We start from the raw sequence: 12,993 nt of genomic DNA on the forward strand, positions 1-12,993 counted from the left end.
CTGATAACTGTTTACTGATAACTGATTACTCCGTAGGTGTAGGATCAAAACGCTCAAGTTTAGCACCCAATTGTCGGAGTTTAGCTTCCAATTGTTCATAACCCCGATCCAAATGTTTTAATCCTTGAATCGTCGTTTCTCCTTCGGCGGCTAAGGCTGCTAGAACTAAGGCAGCAGAAGCGCGTAAATCCGTCGCTGTCACCGGAGCACCCGAAAGCAAAGGAACACCTCGGACTAAAACCGTATTCCCTTTAACCCGAATATCAGCACCCATGCGACTGAGTTCAGGAACATGACCAAAACGATTTTCAAATACCGTTTCACTGATCAAACTATTGCCCTGACACAGCGTTAACAGAGCCATAAAAGGGGCTTGCATATCCGTGGGGAAGCCTGGATAGGGTAGGGTCTCAATATCCGTCGCCTTTAGCTGTTCTCCAGCCAGAATACTTAAATGGTTTAGCCCTTCCATGCGGATTTTGACACCCATGGCTTTAAGTTTAGCCAGTACAGGAGTTAAATGTCCTGGAATAATGGGGGATAGGTTGATTTCAGAACCTGTAATCGCCCCAGCTATTAAAAAAGTTCCGGCTTCTATTCGGTCAGGAATAATCGAATAATCCGCAGAATGTAGACTCGGAACCCCAGAAATGATAATAGTTTTACTGCCAGCCCCATGAATTCTAGCTCCCATCGCCCGGCAGAAATTCGCTAAATCGATGACTTCCGGTTCTTGAGCCGCATTTTCAATGATGGTTTCCCCATCCGCTAGGGTGGCGGCCATCATCAAAGTTTCCGTCGCCCCAACACTGGGATAGTCCAAATAGATGCGAGCGCCCTTGAGCCGACGGTTAGCCCCGACCACATGGGCATGAACAATGCCATGCTCGATGTGTACTTCCGCACCCAGGGCTTGAAGTCCACGAACATGAAGATCTACAGGTCTAGCTCCAATGGCACATCCCCCAGGCAAGGGAACCCTGGCTACCCCTAAACGAGCCAATATTGGCCCAATGGCAAAGAAACTCGCCCGTAGTTGGCTCACCAGTTCATAGGGAGCTTGTGATTCTGATAACTCACCCGCCTTAATATCGATGATGTCACCCTGGCGGTCAATTTGGACACCCAGAGTCATGAGGATCTCACTCATGCTATTCACATCGGCTAAAGAGGGAACATTCCGTAGCCGACAATCTTCGGAACAGAGTAATGCACCCGCCATTAGGACTAAAGCAGAATTCTTAGCTCCGCTAATCGGAACATGACCTCGCAGGGGTTGACGTCCCCAAATTTTGAGGCTGGACTGGTTAGCGTGGGACGCAGTTGAAACATTCGATGAACGTATAGCTAGTGTAATGGGTCTATCCTCCAAAAATGAATTGTACGTTTACTTTACTTAGATTTTTTGTTCTGATTCTACCGAAAAGATTCTAAATGTCTAGGGGTTAGACAAATTTTATGTCCCTGATAAACCCGCAATCAGGCATGGGGAGGGTTTTATAGGAATATCATTCTTGGTATACCAAAAGTCTTATCGATCTTTAAATCCAGTGTAAAAATCTAATCAACACTTACGAGAAATCAGAATTTATGGAAATCGGTATTCCCAAAGAAATCAAGGATCAGGAATTTAGGGTGGGCTTGAATCCTGATAGTGTCAGGGTTTGCACGGAAAAAGGCCATCAAGTTTTTGTAGAAACAAGTGCCGGGGAGGGTTCAGGGTTCAGCGATCGCGATTATACACGAGCCGGAGCCACAATCGTTCATTCTGCGATCGATGCCTGGGGTCGGGAACTTGTAGTTAAGGTCAAAGAACCTTTACCCGCCGAATATGGGTTAATTCAAAAAAATCAACTGTTGTTTACCTATCTCCATCTGGCGGCTAATCGGGAACTCACCGAGGAATTAATTAAAAGTGGTGTCCATGGAATTGCTTATGAAACCGTGGAACTTCCCGATGGTCGATTACCGTTATTAACGCCCATGAGTATCATCGCCGGACGTTTATCTATTCAGTTTGGCTCCCGTTATTTAGAACGACAACAGGGAGGTAGAGGAGTTCTTTTAGCCGGAATTCCCGGGGTAAAAGCCGGAAAAGTCGTGATTTTAGGCGGGGGTGTAGTCGGGACTGAAGCGGCGAGAATTGCCATCGGAATGGGGGCACAGGTTCAAATTTTAGATGTGAATTTGGATCGGTTAGCTTATTTAGAAACGGTGTTTGGTTCGAGTGTGGAATTACTCTATAGTCATCCCTCTCAAATTGAAGAAAGTGTTCCTGAAGCTGACTTATTAATTGGTGCGGTTTTAATCCTCGGAAAACGCGCTCCTAAATTAGTTTCTCGTAATTTAGTTGCCCAAATGCGCCCCGGTTCTGTGATTGTGGATGTAGCGGTGGATCAAGGGGGATGTATTGAAACCCTACGTCCGACCTCCCACACCCATCCCACCTATATTCAAGAGGGTGTTGTTCATTATGGGGTTCCTAATATGCCCGGAGCCGTACCTTGGACAGCAACCCAAGCCCTAAATAATAGTACCTTACCCTACGTTATTCAGTTAGCTGATAAAGGACTCAAGGCCTTAGAATTAAATCCGGTTTTAGCCAAGGGATTAAATGTGGAAAATCATCATTTAGTCCATCCGGCTGTGCGGGAAGTTTTTCCTGATTTAGTTTAATTCCTATTCTGGGCGAGGAGACCTCGCCCCTACAACCCGACTTGTTTTAAAACCGTTAAGGGATGATAGGATTTCAGGTTTTGAAGTTGTTCTGAATTTTTAACTAATAACGCCCCGGCAAATCCTAAAGAATTAATCGAAATTCCCTCAAATTTTTCTTGAGATCGAGGAACAATCATCATCCAATTTCGAGTCGCTAATAAATTATAAGCCCCGGATTGAAAGGGCTGATCTCCAACGGATAAGCCCACTTTTTCTAATAACTCAAAATATAATTCTAAAGTAAAAATTGCGGCGGCGGTCGGTTGATTAATCCAGTCAGAATTAAAGGAAGCGATCGCATGAACAAAAGGAAATTCAGGAATTATACCAATAGAATTATTAAACTGTACAGAAGCGATCGCAGGTTCAATCGGAAGATTAATCCCCTCTGGAACTAATGGAAAGGGAACTAATTGTAAATGTTTATGCCGCTGACTCGCCCCGGCTAATTTTCCCCCATTATAAAAAACTAAACCGTCAATTTCTGCTAAACCCAGCCACATCGCCTCAAAATCCGATGAAGTAAGCCAGGTTTCCTGTGCTTCAAATTGTCGGGTAACGATTAATAAATGATGATCAACAACATTAAATTTATTCAGTAAACATAAATGAGTTTCTGATAAATCGCCAACAAATAAATCCTGTTCATAGGGCAGAAACGGATTAAATTCTTGACCGGATTTAGCTAATTTTTTTTGCTGTTTTTTCTTGGCTTTCTGTTTTTTTGCTAAGTTAGACAGAACTCTCACCAAAAAGCGAATATTTCCCGCCTCTATAAAATTATAATCCGTGGGAATTGATGCCAATGCACCACAATTGATCGCATATTCGGTTTGAGTAATTATTCGTTGCCATAATGTACCCGACGGTAACATCAAGTTTGCAGGTGTTGTACTGATCATTTGAACAATAGCTATGATTTAATAGTTTTAAAAATTCAGAGGATTTAAGGGTTTAGGAATGAGGGTAACTTTAGTTTTAGGTTTCCAGTCATATTCCATATATTTGGCCGTTTTTAAAGCCTTACTATCCCCTAAAAGTTTGGCTACAACATAAAGAGACATATCAATTCCCGCCGAAATTCCCGCCGCCGTAATAATTTTTCCATTATCAACAAATCGTTGATTATCAACAACCGTGGTTTGGGGTGCCATCGCCTGTAATTGATCTAAAGCCAGATGATGAGTTGTTGCTACTAAACCATCTAATAAACCCACTTTTGCTAAGAGTAAAGACCCCGTACAAACTGATAAAATTAATTCAGCATGATAGCCTTTAGATTGAATCCAGGCTAGAATTTGCAGTTGATTCAGAGCCTCTCTAGTCCCAATCCCCCCGGGAATAATAATAATATCAGGGGGAGGACTATCTAATAGGGTACAATCGGGATTAAAACTTAAACCATAATGGCATTGAACCGCATTTAAAGTTTCCGCCACTAGGAACACATTAAAAGGTTTATCCTCATTAATTTCTGATGTAATAGAAAATACCTCAAAAGGGCCAATAAAATCCAGCAGTTGAACCCCATTAAAAATTAAAATAGCAACATTTGTTTGAGTCATGGGTCAGTAATCCTAAAAAAAAGGGATAAAAGATTAAAATATGTTAAAAAAGTGTCTGAGGCTCCAAAATATTGTTCTGGTTATTTTGATCACTCTAGCAATTGTACTGGGTTGGAATCATTTAACTTTAGCACAAGGCTCTACCACTCAGCTTGAATATCGGATGAGTCGATTAGAAGCACAGGTATCTCAACTCATTGGACAGATTAATAGTCTGCAATATCAAACGTCAGGTACAACAGTAATCCAGGTTAAACCCGATCCCACAAATCCTGCTCCCGAACTCAAAAATCCTTTGATGTCCGGCGATCCCATGTTTGATCGGTTAGCAACATTAGCGATTGAAACCAAACAAGATGTCCAAGAACTTCAGAAACAAATGGCGGAGTTAAAAGCACAATTAGAAACTCAATAATTTAGGGTTAAAATTAGTCATCTAATCAGGCCCAAAAAATAGGTGCTGCCATGATCTGAGGAGTTAAAGATGTTCTCCTCATCTTAGAAGATTGATCAGAAGCAGCACAGTGTTTAAAAATTGATGATGTTTAAACTATACAATGATGCCGAAATAGTAAGCGGCAACTAAAAAGTTAATTCCTAACAGAAGAATTGCCCAAAATGCACGAAAGGTATAAGAGCCGCTGGATTTTTGAGTTTTGCTAGCCATATTTGGTTCCTAAATACAATGATCCAATTAAACCACAGAAGCAACTGAATCGGGATCGGACTCTCCAGCATGATAGGAACTCCGAACTAATGGCCCAGAGCGGACATGAGCAAACCCGATTTTGGTCGCGATCGCTCCCAAACGCTCAAATTCCTCCGGTGTCCAATATTTCCGCACGGGCAGATGTTCCAGGGACGGACGCATATATTGACCCAGGGTAATTCGGTCGCATCCGGCCCCGCGTAAATCCTCTAGGGTTTGAATAATTTCGGCTTCGGTTTCTCCGTGTCCCAACATGAGGCCGGATTTTGTAGGAATGCCGGGATTAAGTTGTTTCACAATTCTTAATACATCTAACGATCTCCCATACTTAGCCCCCCTTCTCACGGGTGCTTGTAGCCTTTGGACTGTTTCGACATTATGATTATAACAGGCGGGTTCTGCTTGAACTACAGTGGCAATCCGTTGATATTGTAGTTCCTGGGGATTACCGCCCCCTTGCCCGCCCCAAAAATCCGCCGTTAGGACTTCGATCTGGGTTTCGGGGTTAAGTTCTCGAATTCTGTCCATCGTCGCCACAAACCAGCCCGCCCCCCCATCGGCTAAATCATCCCGGGCCACGGAAGTTAAGACCACATAGCCTAACCCTAAAATTTGTACGGCTTCGGCTACTTTTTGAGGTTCTTCGGGATCAAGGGGCATCGGTGCATGGCCCTTATCCACCTGACAAAAGCCACAGGAGCGGGTACAAGTCGGCCCCATTAATAAAAAAGTTGCGGTTTTCTGGGCATAACATTCCCCCCGGTTGGGACAACGACCTTCTTCACAAATAGTATGAATTTGACGCTGTTTGATAATCCGTTGTACGGAGGATAATTCACTGGCTTTACCGATGGGACGACGTAACCAATCAGGTATTGGTTGAATCACATTTTGATCCCGATCACGATAGGATGGTGCTGGGGCTGAATCAGCGACAGACGACATATTCAAGTTCCGTTGCTATTTTGGCTTCTTCTCAGATTAATCTAGTTATGTATTCTAAAGATGCAGGTATTTTTAATCATTGGGTGACTTTAACCCAATATAATAATAGTTAACGCATCATTATCATTATGGGAGTTCGTTGTGACAGGTCGGAAAATACTGGTTATTGATGATAGTAAAGTCATTAGAGTTCGAGTGCGAGAAATGTTACCCCCTGGTAACTTTGAGGTATTAGAAGCCAAAGATGGCAAAGAAGGTCTCGAATTCGTGCAAAAAGAACACCCCAATTTAATTATGCTGGATTTCCTCCTGCCTAAGTTAAGTGGCTGGGATGTATTTCAGCGAATTCAAGCGGATGAAACCTTGCGGCGGATTCCCCTTGTCCTGATGTCGGGACGGAAGGAAGAAGTCACGGAAAAAATTTCTGAACCCTTTCAATATTTTGAATTTATTGAAAAGCCCTTTGAGAAGAATCAACTGATTTCTGCGATTAAATTGGCTTTCCAAAAAGCTAATCTCCCCCGGCCACCCCTATCCACCCCTGGAACTCCTGCACCTACCCCTGCACCTGCTCCTCAAGCTGCTCCGGGTGGAGATGCAACGGATATTGCAGCAATTAAGGCTCAAATGGATAAAATGCAGGCAGAAATAACGGCTCTGAAAAAACAAGTGTTGCAACTGAAAACATTTATTCAGAAGAAATTACAATAGGGAAGTTGACAGTTAACTGTTGAGGGTTGACTGTTAACTATTGATTGGAAATTGAACAGAAATTATGATACTGGATGCTTCATTTTTGACACAATTAAACGCCGCCATGGATTCATTATTAAAACGAATGAATCTATTTTCCCAGGCTCGGGTTTTGGTGGTAGGGGATTTAACTTTAGATGAATTTTTGACGGGTCAAGTAGAACGTTTATCCCGTGAAGCTCCGGTATTAATTTTACGTCATGAACATACCCATCAAATTCCTGGGGGGGGTGCAAATGCGGTTTACAATTTGGCGAAATTAGGAGCATCGGTTAAGGTTGCTGGACTGGTGGGAAAGGATGATCAAGGAATTGCTCTTTGTGGAATTTTTGAACAGGCGGGAATTGATATTGGGGGAATTTTTATTGATCCTAACCGTCCCACGGTAACAAAAACTCGGATTTCGGGTCATGCGCGGCAATCTGTTACCCAACAAATTGTTAGGGTGGATCGCAAATCTGACGAATTACCCGATCTGGAATTACAGTTAAAATTAGCTGAATATATTCGTGAAAATATTGATACTGTAGATGCGGTGGTTTGTTCAGATTATGGGGATGGCGTCTTAACTCAAGCGGTAATTGAAGCGACATTAAAAGCTCCTTTAACTATTGTTGATACTCAAAAGGATTTACACAGATTTGCAGGTGCAACTTTGTTTACGCCTAACCTGCCTGAAGCAGAAAAAGCCGTGGGATATTCGATTAAAAATCAGCCAACTTTACAACAGGCGGGACAGGATTTATTAAGATTAACTCAAGCGAGTTCCATGTTAATTACCCGTGGGGAGGAAGGAATGAGTTTATTTGAGGGAAATCAACAATTTCAAATCCCACCTTTTAATCGCACGGATGTTTTTGATGTGACCGGGGCTGGGGATACGGTGGTAGCGGCTTTAACCTTGGGTTTATGTACGGGTTCATCGTTGTGGGAAGCGGCGGTTTTAGGGAATTTAGCTGCTAGTTTAGTCGTGCGTCAATTTGGAACCGCAACAACAACAATTGAAGATATGAAAGAGGCGTTGCGATCGCTTTTAAACCCAGAATAGGAAATTACGAATTACGAATAGGTAATTAACTGTTAACTGGTAAGGGCGGGTTTCTGTTAGATCTTTGTTAATCACTTAAATCTCGATGAACCCGCCCCTACAAATGATGACTGATTTCGGGTAAGGGCGGGTTCTGTTAGATCTTTGTTAATCACCTAAATCTCGATGAACCCGCCCCTACAACTGATTACTTGACAAATATTGATTTTAAGATAAAATTCTGGGGAACCGATATTTATAGGAAAGCGGATGTTAACCCAAGATCAACCTTTAACTGAAACAGCATTTCTGGCTAAACTTAACGAAATTATTGAAAGCAATCACCTACTCAAGCATCCCTTCTATCAAATGTGGACGGAAGGGAAACTGACATTAACCATGTTACAGGAGTATGCCCAAGAATATTATTTGCACGTTCATAACTTCCCCACTTATGTTAGTGCCACCCATGCAGCTTGTGATGATATCAATATTCGCAAAATGTTGTTAGAAAACCTGATTGAAGAAGAACGGGGTTCAGCCCATCATCCCGAATTATGGTTACGGTTTGCCGAAGGTTTAGGAGTAGAACGGAGTGCTGTTCTTGAGCGCCAACCGTTAAATAAAACCCAAGAATCTGTTCAAATTCTGAAAAAATTATCGCGTAGTGAAGAAGCAGAAAAAGGGTTAGCCGCACTGTACGCTTATGAATCCCAATTTCCTGAAGTTTCCACCACTAAAATTGCCGGATTAGAAGAATTTTATGGGATTGATGAAGAATCGGCTTTATCCTTCTTTAAAGTTCATGAAAAAGCCGATGAAATTCATAGTCAAATGACTCGCAAAGCCTTGTTACAACTGTGTCAAACCGCCGAACAACAACAAGCAGCATTAGACGCGACACAAAAAGCCGTTGATGCGTTTAATTTGCTCTTAGACGGTGTTTATGAAGAATATTGTCAGAAGAAAGTTTAATATCAAGCGGTAGGGGCGAATGGCCATTCGCCCCTACTTTATTTAGACTTTTGCTGTTTAATCTTAAATTAGTTCAACGATTCCATTGGAACCAATACTAATACTCTTATGACCTGCCCCTCCAGAGGAAATATTGACGGTTAGTTCATTTTTTTCTGCATCAAAATTGCCTTTAAATCCCAGAGGAGTCCCATCTATGGTATAAATTAAAATGTTGACTGCCCCCGTTTTAATCTGCGAAAATGCTAGAACGGTTGATTGTCCACTGGCTAAAATTTTAGACGAATTTTGGCTTAAACCATACTGAATCGGTTTTCCCGCTTCATTGATGAGTCGAACTGTAACCTTTTGATCGGTTTTTACCCGAAATCCGGTATAAACCTGGGCAGAAATGGGACTAGGGGAGAATATAACGGGAGTAGCGAAACCTAATATTCCGACCAAAGCAACCGTCGTTAGAAGTTTGATTTTCATAGATTTTATGGAATTAAATCAGAATGAGTTTGTCAATTATTCTAATCTATATTTTTGAGATCACAACACAAACTAATAATTTTTCCGGCTTGTCTCCGATGAAAATTTTAGATTTTCTCAACATTTGATCGGATCACAATATACAGCAAAAATCTCCTAAATTCCATGACTCTTTCCAATCACCCAATTCCGACGGAAAAAACGGGATAGGGCCGATTCTTCTAGTTGTAAAACAATTGGACGACCATGGGGACAGGTACGAGGATTGCGGGTTTTAATCCATTGATCTAATATAGTTTGCATTTGGGTTAAACTCAGTGGTGTGCCATTTTTGATCGCACTCCGACAGGCAGTGGCGACCTGTGCGGCTTGTAAATCTCCTCCTAAACTTAATTCTAATAAGGCTTCTGGACAATCACTGCGTTGGATTAATAATTCTGGTGCGTTTCTAACTACCCAAACCCCATCTCCAAAGGGATCAACTTCTAATCCTAAACGGTGCATTTGTTCTAATTGTGCTGTTGATAAGGATTGTAAAATAATCCCGGGTTCTAGGGGAATTAATCGCCATTGATCACAGATTTGTTCATATAAAATCCGTTCGTGGGCAATATGTTGTTCAATTAACCATAATCCGCTAGAATGTTCGGCAATAATATAGGTATTCAGAACTTGAGCGATCGCTTTTATTTCTAATATTCCTAATTCGGTTTTAGACTGAGTTGGAGACGTTTCAGATTCTGGGTGAATTGCAGAATTTATATTATAACTTCCCTTTTCTTCCGATACTTTTAATAACTTCTCAATTCGATTTTGGGGAGGGGAAATTCTCTCAAAATTCAACCTTAAAGCCTGTTCAATTCCTTGACTAATCAGTTCTTGCCATTGGTTCAAATTTTGGAGATAAACTTCACTTTTATCAGGGTTTCTATTCCAGTCTACTTGTTCGGGTAACAGGTGCAAATGTACAAAACAAATGGGATAGCGATCGCGGGGACAGGTGCGTTCTAGGGCGGTTAATAGGGTTTGTTCTAATTCCGGCGATCGCACTATGCGGCCATTAATAGCTACCTTCACCCAATCGGGTCGGCGACGATGACAGCGATCGGGTAATCCTAATATTAATTCAATGTCTTTTAAGTTAAAATTATCATAATCTGGCGGAATTTTCAAATAAAATAAATCACTGAATTGAACATTTTTAATAATCTGAGGTAAAACCTGTTGAGCATTCACCCCCGGACTAATTTGAAACCAAGGATTATTGCCTTGACGCAGTTGCCAAGTTACCTGGGGATGACATAAAGCAATTTGCTGAATTATTAACTGAATACCGCGCAATTGTTGAGCCGAAGTCGGTAAAGATTCACGTCGATTTTGCCAATTTTCAAATAAATTAGAAACCGTAATCACTGTTCCCTGGGCGACAGCAATAGTTTCGGTTTGAACAACTTCTCCTTGATGATTATAACTAACACGCCAACCGGAATGAGAAAGGGAAGGAGAACGGGGCCGACTAATAATTTCTAAATCCGATAATTGAGCTAAACTGTGTAAGGCTTCCCCCCGAAATCCTAAACTATTAATTTTAAATAAATCCGTAATTGTGTTAATTTTGCTGGTACTATGGGCGGTGGCGGCTTGTTTTAAATTAGTTAAATCCATACCCCAACCATTATCTACCACTTGTACCCGCCAAGACTCCGGCCAGACTGAAATTATAATCCGATTTGCCTCGGCATCTAAGGCATTTTCCACTAATTCCCGAACCACCGCCACTAAGGAGTCAATAACTTCACTGGCTGCAATTAAATCAACAACATCTTTGGGGAGAGTCCGAATATAATTCAAGGGTAAACAGGTTGAATTTAACATTTCAAAGGCAATAGGCAATCTTGCTATAACTAATAGGTAATAGGGTGAAATATAATTTTAGTTTAATTTGACTTCTTCGGCAACTTCAGCGTGCATTTCTTTGAGTTGAGTTTGGGGAAGTTTAATATAAAAAGTAGTTCCTTCATTGGGAACGGATTTAAACTGAATTTGACCGCCATGGGCATCAATAATAGATTTAGCGATCGCCGTTCCTAACCCCGTACCACTGCGTTTTCCATGGGTAACAAAGGCATCAAATAAATGTTCACGAATCATATCGGGAATTCCAGGGCCATTATCAGCAATAGCAATTTCTGTCCACTCTCCGGTTAATTTAGCCGTGATTGAAATAGTTCCACCGGGTTTTTCAAAGGCTTCTACCGCATTTCCCACTAAATTTTGAAAAACTCGAGTCAGTTTATTTTCATCAACATAAATCCGACAATTTTCATCGGCTTGCACAGAAAAATTAACCTGGGTAGATTGAAAATAAACCCGATTTATTTTTTCAAAATTTTGTAGCATTTTTGCCACGGAAATCGATTTTCTGTAGAGTAGGGCACTGCCTTTCGTGAATTCTAATACCTCCTCTGCCATGCCTAACATCCGTTGAATTTGCATAGAAATCAAATCACACCATTCTTGAGTTTCTTCATCGGGGTGCATCTCCTTGAGCATGGAACTCGATAACTGAATTCCGGTAAACGGACTTCTAAAATCATGCAAAATGGTATTCACCATTTCCCCGACTAATTCCATTTTTTCTTTATGGACTAATTGATGGACATATTGATTGGTAGTAACGCGCAAATGACTAATAATATAAGTGAATAAATTCAGAATCACTTTACCCTTAGCATTGCTTAAAATTTGCATCAAATCCGGTTGAGAAATTTTAGCTAATTTTACCTGTCCGGCCGTTATTGCCCTGGCGCTGCGGGGCTGTCCATCTAAGACCCCAAATTCTCCAAAAAAGTCATTAGCTTGGGCAACAGCAATGGTTTGATATTGGCTCAATGGAGCTTCTTTTTTAAACTCCACCCGACCTTCTAACACTAGATATAAAAAATTAGGAGCTTCTCCTTCTTCAAAAATAATATGTTGGTCGGCAAACTGTTCGACGATTGCCAGTTCACAGAGTTGTTGAGCTTCGGGAAGATCAAAATAGCTAAGAAATCGGTGGGAGGATATATCCATTTTTATAAACCGGGTTGTGATCAAAGATTAGGGAGATCTACTTTTGTGACATTAATATTATGGGAATAGAAAGAGTTGGGCATCTGAAAACAGAGGGATTCTAGGGGAGAAATGGCTTTTAGCAACTAGAATATTTGGACTCGATACTATTATCAATTATAGCGTAGATGTTCCCAGTAGTTGAGCCAAAGATGCTTGTAATACCGGGGGTAAACGACGCATAATTTTCCCCGTTTGTCCATCGATGGGAACTAAGGTAACTTGGGCACTGAGATAATGGGATTGGCCATCTAGGGATTCAATCCGGTATTCCCAGGGAATTCGCATTCCTTTAGTCGGTAGAATTCGACTTTTAACCACCACCTGCATTCCCATTTTAACGGGTTTATGGTAGCGAATATTCAACTCGACAACGGGCAGTTCGCAGCCCATTTCTACTAAGGCATGATATTCCAATCCTGCCAAACGTAACCGTTCTACCCTGGCTTCTTCCATCCAAGATAGATAGGTTCCATGCCAAACAATACCACCATAGTCGGTGTGATGGGGAGAAACCCGCACAACATAGTCAAACCAAGGGGTTGACCAGGGGACATCCGTTGAGGACGGGGGCTGGGGGAAAGGATTTGTTTCAAACACTTTACAAATATATTCAGAACGCAACATTTCTATAAATTATCTGTCAACCAGGGGGATTATTCTAGGTATGAAGACTGTTTAATCCGTCTTGGAAACCATCTGACCACTGATAAATC

At 41.5% G+C, this 12,993-nt stretch carries 14 protein-coding genes; 5 read left to right on the forward strand and 9 right to left on the reverse strand.

What is annotated here, in order from left to right:
- Positions 1–25: 25 nt before the first annotated feature.
- The gene (murA, locus tag AC2D3N_RS13920; RefSeq protein WP_079681266.1) at positions 26–1,372 is read right to left on the reverse strand and encodes a UDP-N-acetylglucosamine 1-carboxyvinyltransferase; all 1,347 of its coding nucleotides are present in this window, start codon (positions 1,370–1,372) and stop codon (positions 26–28) included.
- A gap of 218 nt (positions 1,373–1,590) precedes the next feature.
- On the opposite strand from murA, the gene ald reads away from it, so the two are divergent.
- Entirely contained in the window at positions 1,591–2,676 is a 1,086-nt protein-coding gene (ald, locus tag AC2D3N_RS13925) for an alanine dehydrogenase (RefSeq protein WP_484691200.1), read from the forward strand.
- Between the two features lie 29 nt (positions 2,677–2,705).
- Here the strand turns inward: ald and AC2D3N_RS13930 are convergent, their stop codons facing one another.
- Positions 2,706–3,620: an ATP adenylyltransferase family protein gene (locus AC2D3N_RS13930; RefSeq protein WP_484691201.1), complete on the reverse strand. Its 915-nt coding sequence runs from the start codon at positions 3,618–3,620 to the stop codon at positions 2,706–2,708.
- 27 nt (positions 3,621–3,647) lie between these two features.
- Positions 3,648–4,283, reverse strand: coding sequence for a DJ-1/PfpI family protein (locus AC2D3N_RS13935; RefSeq protein ID WP_079681269.1), 636 nt, complete (start codon positions 4,281–4,283; stop codon positions 3,648–3,650).
- 85 nt (positions 4,284–4,368) lie between these two features.
- Here AC2D3N_RS13935 and AC2D3N_RS13940 point away from each other — a divergent pair, with 85 nt between their 5' ends.
- Entirely contained in the window at positions 4,369–4,698 is a 330-nt protein-coding gene (locus AC2D3N_RS13940) for a hypothetical protein (protein ID WP_144017875.1), read from the forward strand.
- A gap of 135 nt (positions 4,699–4,833) precedes the next feature.
- Here AC2D3N_RS13940 and psaX read toward each other — a convergent pair whose 3' ends face one another.
- Together psaX and lipA are read right to left on the reverse strand one after the other, a co-directional pair.
- The gene (gene psaX / locus AC2D3N_RS13945) at positions 4,834–4,950 is read right to left on the reverse strand and encodes a photosystem I protein PsaX (RefSeq protein WP_079681271.1); all 117 of its coding nucleotides are present in this window, start codon (positions 4,948–4,950) and stop codon (positions 4,834–4,836) included.
- A 27-nt stretch (positions 4,951–4,977) separates the two neighbouring features.
- Positions 4,978–5,937 (reverse strand): lipoyl synthase, encoded by a 960-nt coding sequence (gene lipA, locus AC2D3N_RS13950; protein ID WP_484691202.1) that lies wholly within the window; start codon positions 5,935–5,937, stop codon positions 4,978–4,980.
- Between the two features lie 141 nt (positions 5,938–6,078).
- Here lipA and AC2D3N_RS13955 point away from each other — a divergent pair, with 141 nt between their 5' ends.
- From AC2D3N_RS13955 to AC2D3N_RS13965, 3 genes are all read left to right on the forward strand, one after another.
- Positions 6,079–6,648 (forward strand): response regulator, encoded by a 570-nt coding sequence (locus tag AC2D3N_RS13955; RefSeq protein ID WP_079681273.1) that lies wholly within the window; start codon positions 6,079–6,081, stop codon positions 6,646–6,648.
- Positions 6,649–6,712: 64 nt separating this feature from the next.
- Positions 6,713–7,738, forward strand: coding sequence for a bifunctional heptose 7-phosphate kinase/heptose 1-phosphate adenyltransferase (locus AC2D3N_RS13960; protein WP_484691203.1), 1,026 nt, complete (start codon positions 6,713–6,715; stop codon positions 7,736–7,738).
- Positions 7,739–7,987: 249 nt separating this feature from the next.
- On the forward strand, positions 7,988–8,692 hold the full coding sequence (locus tag AC2D3N_RS13965) for a CADD family putative folate metabolism protein (protein ID WP_484691204.1): 705 nt from the start codon (positions 7,988–7,990) through the stop codon (positions 8,690–8,692).
- 63 nt (positions 8,693–8,755) lie between these two features.
- Here AC2D3N_RS13965 and AC2D3N_RS13970 read toward each other — a convergent pair whose 3' ends face one another.
- The 4 genes from AC2D3N_RS13970 to AC2D3N_RS13985 all read right to left on the reverse strand — a co-directional run bounded on the left by AC2D3N_RS13970 (position 8,756) and on the right by AC2D3N_RS13985 (position 12,904).
- Positions 8,756–9,166, reverse strand: a complete 411-nt coding sequence (locus AC2D3N_RS13970) for a hypothetical protein (protein ID WP_079681276.1) — start codon at positions 9,164–9,166, stop codon at positions 8,756–8,758.
- 156 nt (positions 9,167–9,322) lie between these two features.
- Entirely contained in the window at positions 9,323–11,041 is a 1,719-nt protein-coding gene (gene mutL / locus AC2D3N_RS13975; protein WP_079681277.1) for a DNA mismatch repair endonuclease MutL, read from the reverse strand.
- Between the two features lie 57 nt (positions 11,042–11,098).
- Positions 11,099–12,238 carry an ATP-binding protein gene (locus tag AC2D3N_RS13980; protein WP_484691205.1) on the reverse strand — a complete coding sequence of 380 codons (1,140 nt, stop codon included), beginning with the start codon at positions 12,236–12,238 and terminating at the stop codon, positions 11,099–11,101.
- A 156-nt stretch (positions 12,239–12,394) separates the two neighbouring features.
- The gene (locus AC2D3N_RS13985; protein WP_079681279.1) at positions 12,395–12,904 is read right to left on the reverse strand and encodes an acyl-CoA thioesterase; all 510 of its coding nucleotides are present in this window, start codon (positions 12,902–12,904) and stop codon (positions 12,395–12,397) included.
- Between the last annotated feature and the right edge of the window lie 89 nt (positions 12,905–12,993).

The sequence above is a fragment of the Planktothrix sp. PLAVEN19ND genome (genome assembly GCF_057220675.1).

Excerpts from the sequence above, each read along its gene's own strand:
- AC2D3N_RS13960 (WP_484691203.1), top strand. The coding sequence starts at position 6,713 with ATGATACTGGATGCTTCATTTTTGACACAATTAAACGCCGCCATGGAT.
- AC2D3N_RS13930 (WP_484691201.1), bottom strand. The coding sequence starts at position 3,620 with ATGATCAGTACAACACCTGCAAACTTGATGTTACCGTCGGGTACATTA.
- mutL (WP_079681277.1), bottom strand. The coding sequence starts at position 11,041 with ATGTTAAATTCAACCTGTTTACCCTTGAATTATATTCGGACTCTCCCC.
- AC2D3N_RS13970 (WP_079681276.1), bottom strand. The coding sequence starts at position 9,166 with ATGAAAATCAAACTTCTAACGACGGTTGCTTTGGTCGGAATATTAGGT.
- AC2D3N_RS13965 (WP_484691204.1), top strand. The coding sequence starts at position 7,988 with ATGTTAACCCAAGATCAACCTTTAACTGAAACAGCATTTCTGGCTAAA.
- AC2D3N_RS13980 (WP_484691205.1), bottom strand. The coding sequence starts at position 12,238 with ATGGATATATCCTCCCACCGATTTCTTAGCTATTTTGATCTTCCCGAA.
- psaX (WP_079681271.1), bottom strand. The coding sequence starts at position 4,950 with ATGGCTAGCAAAACTCAAAAATCCAGCGGCTCTTATACCTTTCGTGCA.
- AC2D3N_RS13985 (WP_079681279.1), bottom strand. The coding sequence starts at position 12,904 with ATGTTGCGTTCTGAATATATTTGTAAAGTGTTTGAAACAAATCCTTTC.
- lipA (WP_484691202.1), bottom strand. The coding sequence starts at position 5,937 with ATGTCGTCTGTCGCTGATTCAGCCCCAGCACCATCCTATCGTGATCGG.
- ald (WP_484691200.1), top strand. The coding sequence starts at position 1,591 with ATGGAAATCGGTATTCCCAAAGAAATCAAGGATCAGGAATTTAGGGTG.
- AC2D3N_RS13935 (WP_079681269.1), bottom strand. The coding sequence starts at position 4,283 with ATGACTCAAACAAATGTTGCTATTTTAATTTTTAATGGGGTTCAACTG.